At 42.5% G+C, this 20,025-nt stretch carries 16 protein-coding genes; 4 read left to right on the top strand and 12 right to left on the bottom strand.

Annotation, left to right across the window (positions count from 1 at the left end):
- Positions 1–85: 85 nt before the first annotated feature.
- The 3 genes from CSX02_RS09655 to xylB are packed head-to-tail and all read right to left on the bottom strand — an operon-like array spanning position 86 to position 3,746.
- Positions 86–721, bottom strand: coding sequence for a DUF4867 family protein (locus tag CSX02_RS09655; RefSeq protein ID WP_099386521.1), 636 nt, complete (start codon positions 719–721; stop codon positions 86–88).
- Positions 722–746: 25 nt separating this feature from the next.
- Positions 747–2,234, bottom strand: a complete 1,488-nt coding sequence (locus CSX02_RS09650) for an L-fucose/L-arabinose isomerase family protein (protein WP_031544990.1) — start codon at positions 2,232–2,234, stop codon at positions 747–749.
- Between the two features lie 39 nt (positions 2,235–2,273).
- Positions 2,274–3,746 carry a xylulokinase gene (xylB, locus tag CSX02_RS09645; RefSeq protein WP_031544989.1) on the bottom strand — a complete coding sequence of 491 codons (1,473 nt, stop codon included), beginning with the start codon at positions 3,744–3,746 and terminating at the stop codon, positions 2,274–2,276.
- Positions 3,747–4,001: 255 nt separating this feature from the next.
- Here xylB and CSX02_RS09640 point away from each other — a divergent pair, with 255 nt between their 5' ends.
- Positions 4,002–5,012 carry a LacI family DNA-binding transcriptional regulator gene (locus CSX02_RS09640; protein ID WP_099386520.1) on the top strand — a complete coding sequence of 337 codons (1,011 nt, stop codon included), beginning with the start codon at positions 4,002–4,004 and terminating at the stop codon, positions 5,010–5,012.
- 45 nt (positions 5,013–5,057) lie between these two features.
- Here CSX02_RS09640 and CSX02_RS09635 read toward each other — a convergent pair whose 3' ends face one another.
- On the bottom strand, positions 5,058–5,975 hold the full coding sequence (locus CSX02_RS09635; protein ID WP_242970463.1) for an N-acetylmuramoyl-L-alanine amidase family protein: 918 nt from the start codon (positions 5,973–5,975) through the stop codon (positions 5,058–5,060).
- 150 nt (positions 5,976–6,125) lie between these two features.
- On the opposite strand from CSX02_RS09635, the gene CSX02_RS09630 reads away from it, so the two are divergent.
- Positions 6,126–6,611: a DUF4190 domain-containing protein gene (locus tag CSX02_RS09630; protein WP_099386519.1), complete on the top strand. Its 486-nt coding sequence runs from the start codon at positions 6,126–6,128 to the stop codon at positions 6,609–6,611.
- A gap of 67 nt (positions 6,612–6,678) precedes the next feature.
- Here the strand turns inward: CSX02_RS09630 and CSX02_RS09625 are convergent, their stop codons facing one another.
- The 3 genes from CSX02_RS09625 to CSX02_RS09615 all read right to left on the bottom strand — a co-directional run bounded on the left by CSX02_RS09625 (position 6,679) and on the right by CSX02_RS09615 (position 9,794).
- Entirely contained in the window at positions 6,679–7,506 is an 828-nt protein-coding gene (locus CSX02_RS09625; RefSeq protein ID WP_031544980.1) for a carbohydrate ABC transporter permease, read from the bottom strand.
- Positions 7,506–8,408 (bottom strand): carbohydrate ABC transporter permease, encoded by a 903-nt coding sequence (locus tag CSX02_RS09620; protein WP_207653775.1) that lies wholly within the window; start codon positions 8,406–8,408, stop codon positions 7,506–7,508. Before CSX02_RS09620 ends, CSX02_RS09625 begins: the two co-directional genes overlap by 1 nt.
- A 78-nt stretch (positions 8,409–8,486) precedes the next feature.
- Positions 8,487–9,794, bottom strand: a complete 1,308-nt coding sequence (locus CSX02_RS09615; RefSeq protein WP_099386518.1) for an ABC transporter substrate-binding protein — start codon at positions 9,792–9,794, stop codon at positions 8,487–8,489.
- Positions 9,795–10,034: 240 nt separating this feature from the next.
- On the opposite strand from CSX02_RS09615, the gene CSX02_RS09610 reads away from it, so the two are divergent.
- Both CSX02_RS09610 and CSX02_RS09605 read left to right on the top strand, forming a co-directional pair.
- A complete protein-coding gene (locus tag CSX02_RS09610) occupies positions 10,035–11,780 on the top strand; it encodes a sensor histidine kinase (RefSeq protein ID WP_099386517.1) in 1,746 nt (581 codons plus the stop codon).
- 27 nt (positions 11,781–11,807) lie between these two features.
- The gene (locus CSX02_RS09605; RefSeq protein WP_099386516.1) at positions 11,808–13,370 is read left to right on the top strand and encodes a response regulator transcription factor; all 1,563 of its coding nucleotides are present in this window, start codon (positions 11,808–11,810) and stop codon (positions 13,368–13,370) included.
- Positions 13,371–13,499: 129 nt separating this feature from the next.
- On the opposite strand, the gene CSX02_RS09600 is transcribed toward CSX02_RS09605, so the two are convergent.
- The 5 genes from CSX02_RS09600 to CSX02_RS09580 are packed head-to-tail and all read right to left on the bottom strand — an operon-like array spanning position 13,500 to position 20,015.
- Complete coding sequence (locus CSX02_RS09600; RefSeq protein WP_099386515.1) at positions 13,500–15,263, bottom strand: methyl-accepting chemotaxis protein; 1,764 nt, start codon at positions 15,261–15,263, stop codon at positions 13,500–13,502.
- Between the two features lie 16 nt (positions 15,264–15,279).
- Positions 15,280–16,809 (bottom strand): alpha-L-rhamnosidase-related protein, encoded by a 1,530-nt coding sequence (locus CSX02_RS09595; protein WP_099386514.1) that lies wholly within the window; start codon positions 16,807–16,809, stop codon positions 15,280–15,282.
- On the bottom strand, positions 16,806–17,795 hold the full coding sequence (locus tag CSX02_RS09590) for an ABC transporter permease (RefSeq protein ID WP_099386513.1): 990 nt from the start codon (positions 17,793–17,795) through the stop codon (positions 16,806–16,808). The genes CSX02_RS09595 and CSX02_RS09590 overlap by 4 nt, the downstream gene beginning before the upstream one ends.
- Before the next feature lie 20 nt (positions 17,796–17,815).
- Complete coding sequence (locus tag CSX02_RS09585) at positions 17,816–18,991, bottom strand: type 1 periplasmic-binding domain-containing protein (RefSeq protein WP_099386512.1); 1,176 nt, start codon at positions 18,989–18,991, stop codon at positions 17,816–17,818.
- Between the two features lie 49 nt (positions 18,992–19,040).
- Positions 19,041–20,015: an ABC transporter permease gene (locus CSX02_RS09580; RefSeq protein WP_242970462.1), complete on the bottom strand. Its 975-nt coding sequence runs from the start codon at positions 20,013–20,015 to the stop codon at positions 19,041–19,043.
- Between the last annotated feature and the right edge of the window lie 10 nt (positions 20,016–20,025).

Genomic DNA, 20,025 nt, shown 5'->3' with positions numbered 1-20,025 from the left:
AAAGCGTAGCAGCCAAAAACTGCTACGCTTAAAAAGTCTAACTTTTTGGGGTCACCTCAGTCGGCAGTTCCTTTTCTTTTTGTCATTATGCATCCAAATCGATGTTTTCACCTTTCAATCCGACTACGGCACCGTTGGCCGCCTCGCTGGATTCTGCATGTGCAAGTAACCATTTGTTTCTTGCAGTCAGATATGCATCCTCCCTTGTCCGATCAGGCATGCCCGGTCTGTCTGTATTTGTGCCCCATGGGAGCGCCACCATTACCTTGAAGCCCTTGTCGGCATTCACATGGCAAGGTGCATAATGAAGTGTTGTCGCATACACTTCAACCAGCACTCCGGCAGGAACATAAAACGCCTTAACATCTGCGGTATCCAGCATGAAATCATGAATCTGGTCCTGTTTCGCCAATAACAGGATGAAGTCTTCCGTACCAAGATTGAATTCCGAATCTCTGTGATATTCCAGGCAATTCAACTTACGATTGTGACCATTGCACCAACCCAGCTGGATCGGCATTCCCCCATAACAATGGTTTGCTACGACTTCTGCTTCACTGAGCCCCTGCAAAATCGGATCGGTCGGAACATAATCACAGCCCTCCTCCGGCATACGTGTCTTTGCAAGTGCTTCAGTCATATTTTTAACGATTTCATCCATTCCTGTGACAATCTGTCCATATGCATGAAATTCAGGATCTGTTACTTGATAAATTTTCATTTCAGACACCTATCCTTTCCCCTAATTATTTAAAAGGATTCTCTGAAGGATATGGAAGTCCGGCCGGATGATTGTAATCAATCTCCTCGTATGGTACATTCAGATACTTGAATACATCAAACAAAGCCTTTCCGTAATGTCCGAATGCAACTGCACCATGATGTGGATAATTCTTGTCAATCAATACATAGCGATAGAATCTGCCCATCTCTTTGATAGCGAATACACCGATTCCACCGAATGACATCGGATCAACAGGAAGTACTTCACCTTCTGCCACATAAGCGCGAAGCTTTGCATCTGCGGTAGACTGCAGACGGAAGAATGTGATATCGCCAGGCACGATATTTCCTTCGAGTGTACCATTGGTTACTTCTACAGGAAGTGCGCGTGCCATGATCTTCTGGTTTCTCATCTCGAAGCATGAAAGCTTAGAGCTGCAGGTATTTCCGCAATGGAATCCCATAAAGGTATCTGTATGCTTGTAATCATACTTGCCCTCAATAGACTGCTTGTACATATCCTTCGGTACGGAATTGTTGATATCAAGAAGGGTAACCGCATCATTTGATACGCAGGTTCCGATAAACTCTGATAATACACCGTAAATATCTACTTCACATGATACCGGAATTCCGCGTCCGGTCAGGCGGCTGTTGACATAGCAAGGTACGAATCCAAACTGTGTCTGGAATGCAGGCCAGCACTTTCCGGCAATTGCAACATATTTGCGATATCCCTTGTGTGCATCAACCCAGTCAAGCAAAGTGATTTCATACTGTGCAAGCTTCTCGAGTACTTCCGGTTTCTTGTTGCCGGCACCGAGCTCTTTTGCCATATCTGCTGCAACCTCTTTGATACGAGGATCGCCTGCATGCTTGTTGAATGCTTCAAACAGATCAAGCTCAGAGTTCTCCTCGATTTCAACATTTAAGTTGTAGAGCTGCTTGATTGGTGCATTACAAGCAAGGAAGTTCAACGGTCTAGGACCGAAAGAAATAATCTTTAAGTTGTTTAATCCGTCAATTGCTCTTGCAATCGGAACGAATTCATGAATCATATCTGCACAGTCTTCTGCGTCGCCGACCGGATATTCCGGAATATATGCGCCGACATTGCGAAGTGCAAGATTATAGCTTGCATTTAACATACCGCAATATGCGTCACCACGGCCGTCTGAAAGGTCATTCTGTGATTCTTCGGCAGCTGCAACGAACATCTTCGGTCCGTCAAAATGCTTTGCAAGCAAAGTCTCGGAAATTTCAGGTCCAAAGTTGCCAAGATAAACGCAAAGTGCATTACATCCCGCTTTCTTGATATCTTCAAGAGCCTGAACCATATGGATTTCACTCTCTACGATGCAGATTGGGCACTCATAAATATCTGCCTTGTCATACTTCTTTGCATAGGCTTCTACCAATGCCTTTCTGCGGTTTACTGCGAGGCTTTCCGGAAAACAGTCACGGCTGACTGCAACAATACCGATCTTTACCTCAGGAATGTTGTTAAACATGTTGATTCCTCCTTTGATTCTCTCATATTTGATCCCGGACTAAAAAGTCGGGAAAAGTCCTTTTAATGCCGGATAAATCTGCTTGAAACTCTGATAACGTGTTTCATATTTGGCAACCAGTTCCGGTTCCGGTTCCACCGTGTCCACTACTTTTACAATTGCATTTGCTGCATCCTCCACGGTTGCATACTCACCGCAGGCAACTGCTGCAAGCATTGCGCCACCCATGGAAGGTCCTTCCTCGTTTTCGAGGACATCCACTTTGATATTCAATACATTTGCAATGATGCGCTTCCAGAGCGGACTCTTTGCACCGCCACCACAAATCTTGGTGCGCTCGATTTTGACGCCGAGCGATCTTGCGACTTCAAAAGAATCACGCAGTGCAAATGCCACGCCTTCCAAAACAGCCTGTGTCATATCTTCTCTTGAAGTGTCCATAGACATTCCAAGGAAACATCCTCTTGCCATCGGATCGTTGTGCGGTGAACGTTCGCCCATCAGATACGGCAGGAAATATACATGGTTCTCACCGAGCTTGTCCTCCGTGATACCAACCTGTTCTGCCGCATATTCTTTTGTACGGATGATTTCATCCATCCACCACTTGTTGCAGCTTGCCGCAGAAAGCATGCAGCCCATCAGATGATATTTGCCATTCGCATGATCGAAGGAATGCAATGCATTATGCGCATCCACACCGAATGTGTCTGATGAAATAAATACGGTTCCACTGGTACCGAGAGACACGTTGCAGGCGCCCGCTCCAACGGTTCCTGTACCGACTGCTGCAGCCGCATTGTCTCCGGCTCCCGCAACAATCTTAACATCATGGGAAACACCGAGCTCATCCGCAATTTCAGGCAGGATTGTTCCTACTGTTTCATAGCTCTCATATATCTTTGGAAGCCAGCTCTCCTGAATGCCGCAGATCTCGCACATTTCTTTGGACCAGCAACGGTTCTTGACATCAAAATACAGGGTGCCCGATGCATCCGATACATCTGTCGAATATTCTCCGCTCAGGCGGAAAGCCAGATAATCCTTCGGAAGCATAATCTTTGCAATCTTTGCGAAATTCTCCGGCTCGTTTGCTTTCATCCAAAGCACCTTCGGAGCGGTAAATCCCGCAAATGCAATATTCGCAGTATATTCGGAAAGCTTAGCCTTTCCGATCTGTTCATTCAGATAATCCGTCTCTTTTGTGGTACGGCCATCATTCCAGAGGATTGCCGGACGAATCACTTCATTTGCGGAATCAAGTGCAACAAGTCCGTGCATCTGACCGCCAAAGCTGATACCGGCGAGTGCCTGTTTATCGCTTCCGTCCAAAAGCTCTTTCATGCCATCCATGGACTGTGTGAACCAGTCATACGGATTCTGCTCCGACCATCCCGGTTTTGGGAAACTGAGCGGATATTCACGACTTACGATTTTTAAGATTTTGCCTGTGCCATCCATCAAGAGTAACTTGACTGCACTGGTTCCAAGATCAATCCCAATATAGTTCATCTTATCCCTTCTCTCCTTATCGTATTTGTTTGTTTGGTCTCTTTGTTGTGTGCTCGTGCACACTCTAGTTTTATGTTACATTGCCATATTTGTTTTTGCAATGTATTTTTTCGAATTGCTCAACGATTTATCGGTTTTTCACAATTTTTGTTTTTTGTTTTTGTGCACCTTTCATGTGCTCGTGCACATTTGTTATTTTTTGTTGACGAACCACCATATCTTGTGATAGTGTTTTATGTAATAAAGGAGTTTTCTATGGCTACGATCAAAGAAATCGCTGCACTGGCCGGTGTTTCCCGCGGGACGGTTGACCGTGTTTTAAACAATCGGGGATCCGTCAATGAGGAAACGAAACAGCGTATCGAAGAAATCGCCAAGCGGTTGAATTACCAGCCAAACAAGGCCGGCATCCTGCTAGCAGCTCAAAAGAAAAATTACAAAATCGGCGTCATCCTGTTTGCCGACTCCACATTGTTCTTTCAGGAAATGATGGACGGCATCAATGAAAAGATGAACGAGCTTTCCGGATATAATATCACAAGAGTCACGCGCATGGTACCTTTTGAAGAAGATGCCCAGCTGCAGGCAATCGATGAGCTGACATCCGAAGGCATCAACGGACTGGTTCTGTCTCCTTATAACGGGGAAAAGATTCACTGTCGAATCGACCAGTTGATGGATGCCGGGATTCCGGTGATTACCCTCAACAGTGATATTCCATCCCGCCGTCTTGCTTTTGTGGGATGTGATTTTTACCGTTGCGGAGCTACCGCTGCGGGGCTCGTTGGCCGTATGACATTCGGCGAGATCTATGTCGGAATCATTACCGGTTCCTCTCATATTCTCAGTCACTCCGAACGAATCCGCGGCTTTGCCGACCGGATTCAGGAAGCATATCCGAACATTCACATTGTCGAAACCGTGGAAAATCACGACGATGATGTTGAAAGTTATAAACTGGTCAGACAAATGCTGGCCGAACATCCGCAAATCAATTGCATTCATTTCACTGCCGGCGGTGTTTCCGGCGGTTGCAAAGCAATTGAAGAGCACGACAAACCTTTGTCGGTCTTTGCCTATGACAATATCGCGACAACCGTGGAATATGTCCGAAAAGGCGTTATCACCGCAATTCTTTGTCAGCAACATCAGTTGCAGGGTTATCAGGCGATCGAATTATTGTCCAAATACCTTTTTGAAAATACCCCTCCCGAGAAAGATCACATCTATCTCGATGTCGATATTCGAATCTCCGAGAACCTCTAAAAAAAGCGCCCTCCCTTACCCCGGGAAGGCGCTTTTGCGTTTCACTTATTCTTCAAGGAATTTCACAATTCCCTTTGCAATTCCACTTGCCATTTTATCCTGATATTCCTCCGTCTGCATCAGACGGTCTTCCTCTGCATTGGACATATACCCCACCTCAATCAATGTGGTCGGGACTTCACACCAGTTGATTCCTGTCATCGTGTCCGTCTCCCAGATGTCCTGCCGTCTGGCTCCGGTCTCCGCAATGAATTCATCCAATACACATTCCGAGAATTTGCGGCATACCGAATACAGCGATCCGTTATACGGATTATGGGGAGTCTGACAAATTGTAAATGCACCCTGCTTGGACGAATCATCCACACCGTTTGCATGAATGCGGATAAACGCATCCGCCTTTGCCTCGTTTGCAATCTTGGCACGCTCGACATTGCTGATGTCCACATCATGCTCTGTGCGCGTCATAATCACCTGATAGCCCTTCTCTTCGAGAATCGCCTGAACCTTCTTTGCCAATACCAGATTTAATTCATATTCCGGCACTTTCGTCGCAACGCCTTCTGTTCCGGAAGACACTTTCTTTTTCATTTCTGATGAGCCCGGACCATTCGGCTCGAGTTCACTGTTGCCATGTCTTTGATGTCCGGCATCAATCACAACCACATACGATTCTGTCTTTTGCGTATCCTGTGTCTCTTGCGTATCCTGTGTCTCTTGCGTATCCTGAGTCTCCTGTGTCTCCCGAGTCTCCTGTGTCTCTTTCGTCTTTTCCTGTGTGTTCTCTGTCACACTTTGTTGACGATTAATCCGTTTCGGGCTCTCCTCCGGTGTATTCAAAAACAGCACCGCAAGCAGTGCCAACACCGATCCGCATAACAGCACACTCATCGTAACGCCCAGCACCATTGCTCTGTTCTTACTCCGTTTTTTGCGCTTTGCCACTTTTGTTCCCCTTTCCATGCATTTTTACATTTTCACTTTTTAATCATATCCCACCTCATTTCTTTTTTCAACCGAACCTCCTGCAAATGAGTTGCTGTTTGTGATTGCAAGGGAAGGGAAACTGTGCTATAAATGGACATAAAGAAAAAGATGAGGAGAGAAAAAGAAATGGATCAAAATTTTGGAAACGAACAACAGAATGGATATTATCAAAGCAACGGCAACTACAATAATTACGGCTATTCGAACTATCAGCCAAATTATCAGCAGCAGGTACAAGCGAATCCCACAACCGGATTCGGAGTTGCTTCCCTGATTCTCGGAATCCTTTCGCTTGTTCTTTCATTTACCGTTATTTTTTCGTTTCTGACTGCGATTTTGGCAGTTATTTTCGGAATCATTCAGCTGACACAGAAAAGCGCACAGGGCTATGCGATTGCAGGAATCATTTGTGCCATTTTGGGCTTTCTCGCAACGATTTTCTTCGGATATGTATATACCTCCAAATTTTTCGACGAATACCGATCTCGCCGCGCGAACAGCAGCTATTATGATGACATCCTGGATGAATTCTTTGGGGATGACGATGACAAACAAAACGATTACGATTTTGATGATGACGACTGGAATTGGGACTGGGACAATTCTTTATAAAAAACGTGATTTTCAATAAAAAGCTTCGGTCCTTTTATCAGGACCGAAGCTTTTTTTACATTGAATATTATCCTTTTACTGCCCCGGCAGCAATTCCGTTAATAAACTGTTTCTGAAGTACAATAAATACAAGTACCAAAGGCAAAGCGCACAATACACAGGAGGCAAACAGCACATTCCACTGTGCCGGATTCTCTTTATCTCCCAGGAACTGGAGCATTCCAACCGGCAACGAATACTGTTCCCGCTTTGAAATGAACACCATCGGGAAGAAATAATCGTTCCAGATCCATAATCCCTGTGTGATCACTGTAGATACTGTTGCAGGCTTGATAAGAGGGAATACCACAGTACGATAACGTCTCCAAAGGGAAGCGCCCTCCATAAAAGCTGCTTCTTCCAGTGAAACAGGAACGCCTTTCAAGAATCCCACATAAAGGAATGTTGAAAAAGGCAAACTACAGGTGATAAACATAATCATCGGGGTAAAGCGCGTATTCGGGATATTTAAGGCGCCAAACACCTGTGCAATCGGTACGATTACCATCTGGGATGGAATTACGAGTCCTGCAATAAAGAAATAATATAAAAAGCGACTCGTCTTCTTTTTGATTCTTGAAATCGGATATGCCGCCATCGTAGCAATCAAAACCACGATCACGACTGAACCGGCAGTGGTCAAAATACTGTTTAGCAATTCGCCCAAAAAATTCATCTTGGTGAATGCCGTGATATAACTTTTCAGTGTAAATTCCGAGAAGAGTCTCAATGGTGAAGTTAAATTGTGTGGATTTCTAAATGAACTTGATACCACAATCAGCAGTGGCAAAAATGTCACAAACGAATATACACATAAAATCAAATAAATCGCTGTGCGCGAAAGTTGCTTTTTCATTAGAATTCCACCTCCCTCTTATTCATGAAACGCAGCATAAGGATTGTGATTGCAATAATGATGATGAAAGAAACCACACTCAGTGCGCTTGCTTTTCCCATCAACTGCTTGTTAAACGCTGTATTAAAGATGATATACATCAGCGTTTGTGTAGATTTTCCTGGACCACCGTTTGTCATAATGAATGAATAGTCAAAGGCCTTTAGTCCTGCAATTACATTCAATACTACGTTAATCGTAATTGTTGCAGAAATCAGAGGAAGCTTCACTTTCGTAATCAATTTCCATTCGTTGCAGCCGTCAATCTTTCCGGCTTCAAGCAAGCTGTCATCGATGGTTTGCAATCCGGCAAGATAAATGATCATTGTGGTTCCTACATTTTTCCAAATATCAACCGCTGTAATCGCATATAATGCTTTACCGAAATCTCCCAAAAGATTTAATTTTGTTCCATCCATTCCAAACAATTCAATGATGGATGAAAGCATTCCGGAACCCGGCATATATACATATGACCAGATAAAGCCAACGACAATCGGACTAAATAATGCCGGCAAATAAACCAGCGTTCTGAAGATGGACTTCCCCTTTAATTTCAGGTTCAGCAGTAATGCAAGTGCCAGTCCGACAACGTTGCTGATCACTACAATGATGATGGTATAGATAAATGTATTCTTGATTCCGTTAACCAACGAACCATCTTTCACAATCGACTGAAAGTTCCTTACTCCAACAAAATCATAATCATAATTTACACCATTAAAATTGGTAATACTGTAATAAAACATTTGAAATACCGGATACACCCAAAATACTACAAACAAAATGAGGGCCGGCACCGCAAACCAATACATTCTCGTTGGCATTACCAACGACTTCTCTCGTACTTTACTTTTTTTCATATTTGTCTCCTGTGGTACTGTAAAGATTAAGAAAAGACGGGCCAGGCCCGCCTTTCCTTTGCTTATGATTCAGGAAGATTACTCTTCCAAGAGGGACTCGAGCATTGTCTGCATTCCTGATGTAATATCATCAACTGTTGTTCCCTGACCGCCAATCATGCTGCCGAATAACGCTTCCATCTCGTTTTCGGTTCCTGCCGGCCAAGCCTGATTACACCAGTACCATGCTTTTCCTTCGTTATATAAATCAAGGAAGGAATCAAACAATGGATCATTCTTATCTGCACCGTATCCATATGTTACGATAAATCTTCCGGTATCAGCAAATGCCTGATATACAGGTGATTCGCCATCAAACCAGTATTCAAGAATTTCTTTTACCTGATCAGGATATTTTGTTTCTGCATAAACTGCAGGGCCTGCACCCGGTGCCATAGAAGCATAGGTATCTCCGTTTGTTGCAGGAAGTGGGAAATATCCTCTTTCAAAAGATACTGCACCTTCCTCGCAAAGTGCTGCTGCATTGAATGAACCATCAAATGTCATAGCAGCTTCGCCATCTACAAACATCTGAATTCCCTGTGCAGCTCCAAGTCCAAGTGAGGAATCAATGACATAACCCTTTTCGTAAAGTTCTCCATACATTTCAAGAACTTTATCCCATGTTCCTTCATCAGTGAACTTAGTTTCACCTGTACGAAGCTTATCATCATAAGTTGCATCTTTTGGATAGATTTCGTTTGCTGCAATCTGATAAAGACCAAACTGCATTACATATGCATCCTTATCTCCCATTACGATTGGCTGAATGCCTGCATTCTTTAAAACTTCACAGCAGTTTAAGAACTCATCCCAGGTTGTAGGAACGCTAAGACCATTCTCTTCGAATACGTTTTTGTTGTAGTAGGTTCCAAGGATTGAAACACCCTGTGCGATACCATAAACTTTTCCATCGTATGAGAATGCTTCATTTGCAGCATCACCGGTCTTCTCAAGGCAAGAAAGATCTGATAAATCCATCAAATATCCTGCCTTTGCCAACTCGATGACTGAATTTGATCCCGCATATTTTGGCTGAACCAAAATAATGTCCGGGCACTCTCCGCTGGCAAGCTTTGTCTTTAATGCTGTGTAGTACTGGTCATCCGGAAGTTTTGTTACTTCAAGAGTTACATTTGGGAACTTCTCATGAATCAGTTCAGGCAGCTGCTCTGTCTCAAAATCATTTTCTGAAGCCACGCCTGAAACCATCATCGTGATTGTAATATCCTCATCAGATGAGGTACCTCCCGAGTTTGATGTGTCACCGGTATTGGATCCACATCCTGTTGTTGCAGCTACAAGTGTTGTTGCAGCCAACAGTGTTGCTAGTAATTTCTTTTTCATTTCCTATCTCCTTTCTGATCTGATAATGAAATATTACCATTTCGCGAGTGTACTTTTTCGCTTTTGTATGGTATACTTTTTTTAGATTTTTGAATTCAAGTCTCGCTCGCGAGACTTGGCGCGAGATTTGCGTCAGCGTAGCTGACATATTTCATATGCAAATCTCTGCGCATCCTCGCGGAGCGTTTATCTCAGTCGGAGATTGTAACCCCGACTGAGATAATCTGATTGGGGTGTATTATGAAACTACGAACTAAATTTTTGATTATCTATTCTATTTTTGCAGTGATTATGATTTCATTTACTGCGCAATATGTTTTCATCCGCTATACCGAGCTGTTCTCAAATCAGGTATCGCAAATCGTGGACAATATCATATCAAATGCCGCATCCAAAACCGAAGATTCCTTAAACGATATTCGGGATACCAGTATGCTGTTTCAGATCAATACGGATTCCGGCGATACCTTTATCGACGGCATCAAAAAATACAGCGATTCAAATGCAACTGTCACTTCCTATGATTTGAAGGAAAGTCGTGACAGCATCAAATATATCTGCCAGAACTTCTTATTTACAAATAAAAACATCAATGGCATCTTCATTATTTTGCCAAATAACAGCAGTTTCGGCTGGGGAAATAATATCGATATCAAATACCATTACGATCCTACTTTGGACCAGTGGTATCAGGACACCTTAACCAAGCACGGCAAGCTGAACATCAGCACGATTAAGCAGTACGATTTCATCCTTCGCAGCACGGATTGCGTACTCTTTTCCACTGCGCTCTATGATGTCGCCACCAGAAAATATCTTGGAACCCTTTTGATTCCATGCCGTCCGGAATTGTTTAACCTCAGCTCCATCAACACCCTTCCAAATGCGTTAAACATCTGTATTCACGAGACCGGAAAGCCTTCGAATGTTTATTACTCCAACAGTGATTCCGTAAAAACGGACAGCCATAGCAATCACAAGTATATTCTCACAAAGCAGGTCGAAATTCCGGCATACAATTTAACGATTGATGCGCAGATTGATTTGAGAATCTATACCAAGAATCTGACCAATGTACGAATGCTCCTTCTTGGAATCATTCTATGCATGCTGGTTTTGGTTCTTTTGATGTATTATCCGCTGTCTGCATGGATGATCAAACCGATCACCCGGCTGACCAGACATATGCGCACAACCCATTTGAAGAAAATTCCTTTTAAAGAGAAGAAAAATCTCTGGAAAGATGAAATCTCGATGCTATACACAGAATACAACAACCGCATCGATTCTCTGAATGAATATATTCAGCGTGATTATCAAAACAAAATTATTGCCTTGGATTCGCAAATGCGCGCCTTAGAAGCGCAAATTGATGCACACTTTTTATTTAATACATTAGAGACCATTAACAGTATTGCCGAAATCGAAGATGTCCCTCGGGTATCTACGATTTCCATGGCACTTGGAAATATGTTTCGCTACAGTATCAAAACCGATAGCGAGCTGGTGCCGTTGTCTGATGAAATCAATCATGTGAAAGATTATGTATCCATTCAATCCATTCGCTTTCACGAAAAATTTACGATTGATTATGATATTCCGGAAGCGCTTGCATCTACAAAAGTATTGAAACTGATTCTGCAGCCCATTGTAGAAAACTGTATTAATCATGGTTTTCGACATTGTCTGATCACCGGACATATTCATATCAAAGCTCGACAGGAAGGCGATTGTCTGCTTCTGATTGTATCGGATGATGGATATGGAATGGACCAAGCCACTTTAAATGCACTAAAGGATCGCTTGGCAGCGCCGGATGAAATGCAGGAATTCGGAAAGCGCAGTCACCAAAGCATCGGTGTAAAAAATATTCACTCCCGTATCCGACTGTATTACGGAAACATTTACGGATTACAGATTGAAAGTCAAAAGGATGTAGGAACGACTGTCACAATCTGCATTCCGCAAATCAAAGTCAATCAATAAATGACAAAGCCAAATGGAGGTATCTAAATGTATACATATATCGTAGTCGATGACGAACCACTCACACAACAGGGTGTATTAAAAAAGCTCGAATCCTATTCGGGTGATATTTCCTGTGTCGGTACTGCCGAAAACGGCGAAAGCGGTTTGAAACTGATTATGGAAACCCAGCCCGACATCATTATCACAGATATGAACATGCCCGGAATGGACGGCGGCATATTTCTGCTGAAAATTCGTGAAATTCTCCCGGATATCCCGATTATTGTCATCAGCGGATATAAGGATTTTGAATATGCGCATCGCGCCATTGAATCAAATGCATGCAAATATATCCTTAAGCCATTTCCGAGAGAAGCGCTGCACAATGCTATGGACATTGCGATTGCCAGAATCGAAGAATCGGATTCCCGCAACAAAAGCATCCAGAAAATGAATGAAGAACAGGAATCCATCCGATTAGAATATGATGTCCAAAATCTTCGATCCACAATCCTAGGTTATATCCCTGATATGGATCATTTTCATTCAAGCAGAATCCAGTCTCTTACCACCGGAGAACGGCTCTACAGTCTGTTTACGCTACGATTTGAAAAAGCGCTCAATCTGGACCGTATCATCGCCTTTATCATCGAAAATGATATGGAAGATTTTTGTATCTGCGTTCCGAACATCTGCAATTCAAATGTGGGTGCGCTGCTCTTTTCCTTTAACCGCAGCTTAAGCAATAATGTATCCGAGTATCTGGTTCATATTGCCAAATCCTTTTTGCAGACGATGGAACAGGACGAAGCAAATCTGATCATCGGAATGGGCGATTTGCGCAGCACCCGTGCGAATTTAAAATTGGCTTATGAGGACGCCTGCAGTTCCATTGATAATATGGTCTACAATGATGCCAGAAAGATATTTCCTTACCAACCGATGGAATACAATGCCTCCAATGTCATTTGGAACCGGGAGGCGGAATTTATGTTCCGTGTAGAGAATTCGGAAACCGATGTCATTCCGCCGATGATTGCAGAGCTGTTCGATCAATGCGTATCGGTGCCGACACTCCGTCTGGGCGATATGAAGGCATATTGCATTCATTTATTCCGGGAAGCCTACCAGATGTTAAAGAATTATATTTCTATTAATTCAACAATGGAGTCCAACACTTCCATACATATTTTGAATAACATTTTCTCTTTTGATGAGCTGCAAAACTATATCACAATCTTTTTCAATAACATCTGCAATTTGTTAAAAGACGAAAGCCGTTTCCGCTCCTCAGATGTGATTCAAAATATCAAAATTTATACGCAGGAAAAATACTATAATAATTTGAGTCTGGATTTTATCGCCTCGCTTTTTTATATGAACCCGAGCTATATCAGCCACCTTTTCAAGAAAAGTACAGGCACTTCCTATAATCAGTATCTGACAGATATCCGACTAAAGAAGGCCCAGGAACTGCTTTCTTCTACCGACAGAAAAACTGCCCAGATTGCAAAACAGGTCGGCTATGATAACGAAAAATATTTCTATCGCCTTTTCAAAAAGCATCTGGGAGTTACCCCGGAAGAGTATCGTCGGGACACAATTTAGATTTCTAGAAAAAGGGCCCCGCAAAAGCGGAGCCGAGGGAGGGTAACAAAATATTTTCAGGCGGAAATTTCAGGGGGATTTCCGCCTGTATCTAATTATCTAATTATCAAATTTTCATTTATGATTCATCTATATCTTTTGGAAACGGTTTACTTCCTCAAGCAATTTCATTGAAATTTCATGATTGGTTCCGGCTCCGCTCTTAATCTCTTCCATAGAATTGACAATATCGGAAACATTTGAAGTTGCCATGACGACTCCGTTTGTGCTTTCGGACATGGCCGTAGATACGCTTGAAATACTATCAACGGTTTCACTCATAATGTTTTCCAAATGAATCATATTATCATGGAATTCTCCCATGATTGCATCAATTCGAGCGGCTTTCTCTGAATACATATCCGTTGCATCCTCAAAGCCTTGGTAATCTGTCGTAATTGTCTCCTGCATGTAATTCAAAAGATCATTTGAATTATTCATCAATACTTCTACCGCACTGACAACTTTCTCGCTGATATTTTGAATGTTATTTGCCGTATTGGTGCTGTTTTCCGCAAGCTTTCTGATTTCATCCGCCACAACAGAGAATCCTTTTCCCGCTTCTCCTGCCCTTGCAGCTTCAATGGAAGCGTTGAGTGCAAGTAAGTTTGTCTGGCTTGCAATATTCAAAATATCCTCCGTCAAAGAGGTGATTTGCTCAACCTGACGGCTGGCTTCGATGGATTCGGTCAATTCGATACGACGCTGCTCCATCATTTCTTCGATGGCATTTTTCTTTGCCTCGGTCTGTTCCTTGACGCCGATTGCCAGGGCCATAATATTTGCAGAAATCTCTTTTCCTGTTGTAGATTCCGTCTGAACGTTTTCTACAGATGAGAGAATTTCTTTTGCATTTTTATTTAGGATTTCAACGCTTGCGGCCACCTCTTCCATACGGGCCGTCAGCTCCTCCATTACATTTGCAATGCTGTCCACATTGTCACTTGATGCGGTGATTTCCCCATTCATAAGATTAATGGAACGGTCCATTTCCTGTGAATCATTCTTAAGATTTTGCATAATCTCCTGCAGCTTTTCAATAAATTCATTGATTCCGCTACTCAAGCGACCAATCTCATCATTGCTCTTAATTTCAATACGATTGGTTAAATCGCCCTTGTTTGTATTGATATCATCTATAATGAGATTCAACTGCTTATTTGCATATTCTGCAGGTTTGCTAACGGTTTTATGAATCATCAGGAAGATGAGAACAAAAGCAACACAGAATGCAGCGCCCATGATTTCCATCAAAAGCAAGCTCTGGTTCAAAGCCTTGTTGTAATTTGAAGATGCCTGATCAATTGCTGAGTGAAGTGAATCCATAAAACCTACACTTGAACTCTCGCCCACTTCAACCACCAACCCTTGGAAATCTGTGCCTAACACAATATTGGCATTCATAAAATCTCCCTGGTCAACCATGTTTCGAATCTGTTGAACCAGATCCAAGGCCTGATTCATAAAATCTTCATAGGTCTGATAATTCTCGAGCATTTCAGCATTATTGATATCCGTTACGGATGCTCGAACCTGCGCCATCAAAGAGTTCGCATTTTCAATATCTGCATCCATTGCGCTTTCAATTCCGGCACGCACATCTGCATTGTCGTATAAAGCAATGATATTCAAATATTTTTGGATACGCTCCAGGCAAGTCTGCATATCACAAACATTTTCCAAAACCGGGATGTATTGTGCAGTAATCTTGCGGCTTTCTTCTTTTACCTTCATCTGTGTTACAAAACTAGATACGATTGTTGCCACAAAAATCAGTGCAAGAACACATACCATCACCAGAACGCGTGTACCAATTCGGCCATAATGCTTTTTTTGTTTTTGGCTATTCTTCATAACGTCTCCTTATCCGCTATACATTCGGCATGAAGTATTTACGTAAGAAGTATGCAGGTCCACAACTCCATGCGTGACAATAACTATTTACAATCGTTCCACCATACGGAGATTCATCCGGCTTTTTCGGATTATATAATTCCCAGAATGTATCAGCACCCAGTGCTTCCATTCCGCCCCAGTAGGACCGAATAACCTCCAGTGCCTTCTCCTTTTGCCCCAATAGCATCAAGGCATCCAGATAATTATGATACATATATGGTGTCACCATCTCTTCTGCCGCATCCATTGCTTCAACACGCTCGAGTAATTCAATCGCGGCATCTCCTCCAATAGCTTCTCCCAATATCATCCATACCTGTGATGCAATCGATACCTGTTTATCTTTCCCGCTCACATAGCATTTCTTTTTTTCATCCCATAATTTATTGTTGGCAGCCTGACGGCATTCCATATAAAGCTCCGCAAGTTTCTCTTCCTTCATCACGTCTCCCAACTCCTGCGCAATATGAATTGCTACAGAAAGCGCATACAACAAGATTCCCTGCGCGGATGCCTGCTTATTCAGGTTCAATGTCCAATCCACAAAACACCAATTCAGTTCATCTGAATCCTGAACCAACATATCATTTCCCAATTCTTTTTTTGCAATTGTAATTTGCTTATATGCCACCGGCCACAGCTCGCGAAGCATCTCGATGTCTTTCGTCTTCTCATAGTAATTCCAAAGGATTGGAATAAAGAACAGTGAGTAGTCGTACATTCTGACATCATCCACCTCCGGAACCGGATCAAGGAACAGACATGCTCCCACCCGTTCATCCGGCATCGGCAATGCGGCAAACAGATAGATACAGGCCTTTACCATATCCGCATTGTCATATGTCAAATCATTTGCCAATGCCTGAATACGCAAATCTCCGATCCATAATCGTCTGTCGCGTTTCGGGCCATCCTCAAACACGGTCTGCATACAATTGTGTAAGGTTCTGCAGGCAATTTCATCCAGATGATTCAACTGTGCATCACCGAAATCATAATGCTTTAATTTGGTGTCATCTGCACCGGACACTGCGGTACATCCCACATGTTCCACAACCAAATCGTACTTTGAGCTAATATCAATCACTTCGATTTTGATATAACGGAATGCATAGCGTCTCGGCAACTTCATTTCAACCGGAAGCACATCGATATGAATTTGCTCTGTTTCAACCCAGGAAGAGCTGATCCATCCATGATATTCATCCGGATTTTCAAACAATTCCTGTAATGTTTCCGCAAAATGAAAACGTACCCAGGCCGGAGCATCCGGATGGCTTCCCACATAATTGAATTTAAAGTCTGCATATCCCACCTCATGATTTCCGAAATCGACAATCAGAGAGTCCCCCTTTTTTAGTCGTCTTCTGTCATAATCTGTGGTAGGAACTGCATAATATTGATTTTTTTTCTTAATTTCAATTGTTTTTGCCACTTCAACATATGTCTTTGTAGGCGGCTTTAAAAGATCTAATGCTTTTTTTAAAAAATTTTCATTCTTCATTTTGTAAAAATCTTCCTCAGTAGATGTTCATTGTTTAAGTAAATCAGGAATACAACCAAAAGGACTGCATTGATAATGGACTGCATGGATGCTGTAATCTCGTTGGAGAATACTGCAAAGGTGGAATTCAACATTGACATGCAAATTGCGGCCAAAAGGAAACCAACCTTTTCATTGCTGTAGCGGCTGATATAACTGCCGATAAACATTGGCAAAAATGCGGTAAACATAATTGCAATCGAACCAAAGTTAAGCTGTCCGCCATTGATTGTCGTATTTCTGGCTGCATTGAAAAATCCAACCAGCCCCATTAATCCGCCACAGATTGTATAGCAAATCAATGCATTCTTTACTTCTTTAATGCCTGTATTTACAGATACTTTCTGCCCACTCTTTAATGCATTATAGTCAAAACCAAACCGAGTGTGGTCAAACAGTACAATTGTTAATACCAATACCAATACAATGATAATTGCTGCATAAATCCAGGTTCCAACAAATCCAGCCATGGAAGAATTCTGCACTTCAGTCATCAAATACTTGCCGTCGGTAATGGTATACATCACGCCCTCATAAATCAGAGTAACACCCAAGGAAGTGATGATCGGTGGGATCTTGAGGAGCACATAAATGCTCCCCGAAATCAATCCCAACAGAAGACCTGCCACTATCGTAACCAAAAGCATGCACAACGCACTTCCTTTTCCGCCTCCGAAGATGGCATATGAAATTTTAGCTCCGATGATTGCTGAAAGTGCAGCCATTGATCCAAGCGAAAAATCAAATCTTCCGCTATTAAGATTAATTGATAAAGCAATCGTCGTAATCATCACAATCGCTACATAGACAATAAAATTATCAAAGCTCTTTGCATTTGTAATGATATGCTCTCCCTTCGAGAGACAAAGTCCTTCTAAAATCAGGAATACGATTACCGGAATGATAAACGTTCCCACAATTTTTTTTGCTGTGCCTGCGGTACTCATAATGGTAGCCTCCAAATTCTTTATTTAGACTCTACAAGAGCCTTTACATCTGCATATGTTACATTATCACCGATGATAGAATCCAATGTTGCCTTATCATAGATTGGGCTGTCACCGTTGTCTGATACATAATACTCATCAAAGGTAGCCTTATCTGTTGCTACAAGATATCCCTGGCTGATTGATACTGCATTTCCTTCATCATCGCGAATCACATTTCCATTTACTGCATTCATCACAAGTGCAAATACAGGTCCGATGGATGAAGAATACTTTCCTGCAAGATAGGTCAACTTTCCGTTTTCGATTGCATCGCCATTTGCCTGAGTGAAAGAATCAATATCAGAGAATGCAATTCCTGCCTCGTTCAAAGACTGAGTAAAGAATGTGGTTGCCATTCCAACTGAAAGGAATGCTTCCGGACTCTTCTGGATTGCTGCATTTAACTCATCTGTTGTTGTATCGCCATATCCCTGAAGATATGCAACAACTTCTGTATCACCTTCCACCTTGGATAAATCAAGTGTCTGATCCTGGAAAATCTGTCCGATGATACCGTTCATATCATCAGTTCCACCATAGGTATCACCTAATCCAACGATGGTTCCTGCAAGACGATAAACATGCATTGGATTTGGAATGAAAGCTCCGTAGATTGCAACAGTCTTGGTTCCCTGGTTCTTGAAGAACTCACCCATTGCCTTTCCGGCTTCAAACTCGGTTGCATTGCTTGGTCCAACCTGGCCAACAAAATACTCATATCCCTTATAAGTTTCAAACTGCTCATCTTCTAATACACCTGAAGCAACTGCATAATAAACGCCATACTGTTCGCAGGTTTCGATCTGCTGAGCTCTGTCACTTCCTGAAAGTGAGATGATTGCCTTGCATCCCTGAGAAGCGAACTTCTCGATTGCAGATTTTTCATCTTCAGCGCTTTCCAAAGCATCTGTGTAAGTAAATTCTACATTGTAATTTGATGCGATATACTTTTCATAATATGAACGGAATCCTTGTGCTTCCTCACCGCTGACATCAGCGACAAGTACTCCGATCTTTACGGTTTCTTTGCTTGCTGAAGAGGTATCCTTACCACCTTCTGTGTCCCCGTTCTTGCCACCACATGCGGTGAGCATTCCCAGTGTCATCACTCCTGCTAAAAGCAGACCCAATACTTTTGTAACTCTTTGTTTCATCTTTTTCCTCCTTTAACATATATCTTTAACGCTTATGCGTTAAATACAGTTATCTTGGTAACATCGCGGTGCGGTAATTCATACTGGTCAGATAAACGACAATCAGGAAGAATACTGCACTGATAATCTGAGTGATGCCATATGCCGCATTGCTTTCGATTACGATTTCCAAAATGTCATTTAAAAGCATAAAAGAAAATCCACCTACCAATGCTGCATAGATCTTTGAAAACGGTCCGCCGGAAATCGGCATACCACCAAAGACAATGGCAATAAAGATATTCATTCCGATGCTAGAAGCCGTCGTCGTGGTTACGGACGGTGTATAAACCAAAGTCAAAAACGCTCCGAGTCCCACACCGATACCGGCCATCACAAAGGCAATGATTGTATATTTGTTATAGCGAATTCCTGTTAAGTATGCGCATAAAGGATTTCCACCGATAAATTTCTGTCGGCGTCCCACCTTTGTAAAGCGAAACATAAACAGACTGACTGCAAAGAATATAACCAAAAGTGCAATTTTGCATCCCATACTGTCAAAGGGCTTTAGCACGCTGCTTGGAATTCTGATTCCTCCTAATGCGCCACCTTCCGTTGTGATAATCTTTGCGGCAACTGCAGTCAGTACCGACATCATTGCCACCGTGGTGACGAAGGCCGGAATATGAAATACGGATGCCAAAACAGAATTGAAAAGCGAACAAATAATGCCGACTGCAAAAATCACCAAAATCATAAGTCCGAGGTTTTCCGTCTTGTTGTATGTCATCACACCCATAGTTGCGGAAAACAAAGTTGATGCTCCAAGGCTGATATCAAAGGTTCCAAGTGTGTAAATAAAGATTGCACCTGTTGCAACCACTGCCAAAACCACGCCTTCGTTAAATGCAATTTTTAAATACATATCCAGGCGATAGCCCTTCATATTGACAACACCGATGAAGATAAAAAACAGTGCCACAAGTGCTGCAAACGGAAGCACTGTTGTAATCATTTGTCCTATATTGCGTTTCTCTTTCACGATAATCCTC

It is taken from the genome of Agathobacter ruminis (genome assembly GCF_002735305.1).
GTDB classification, from domain to species: Bacteria; Bacillota; Clostridia; order Lachnospirales; family Lachnospiraceae; genus Roseburia; species Roseburia ruminis.
The sequence above is the reverse complement of the archived record's forward strand: the minus strand, read 5'-3'. Positions and strand labels throughout refer to the sequence as shown.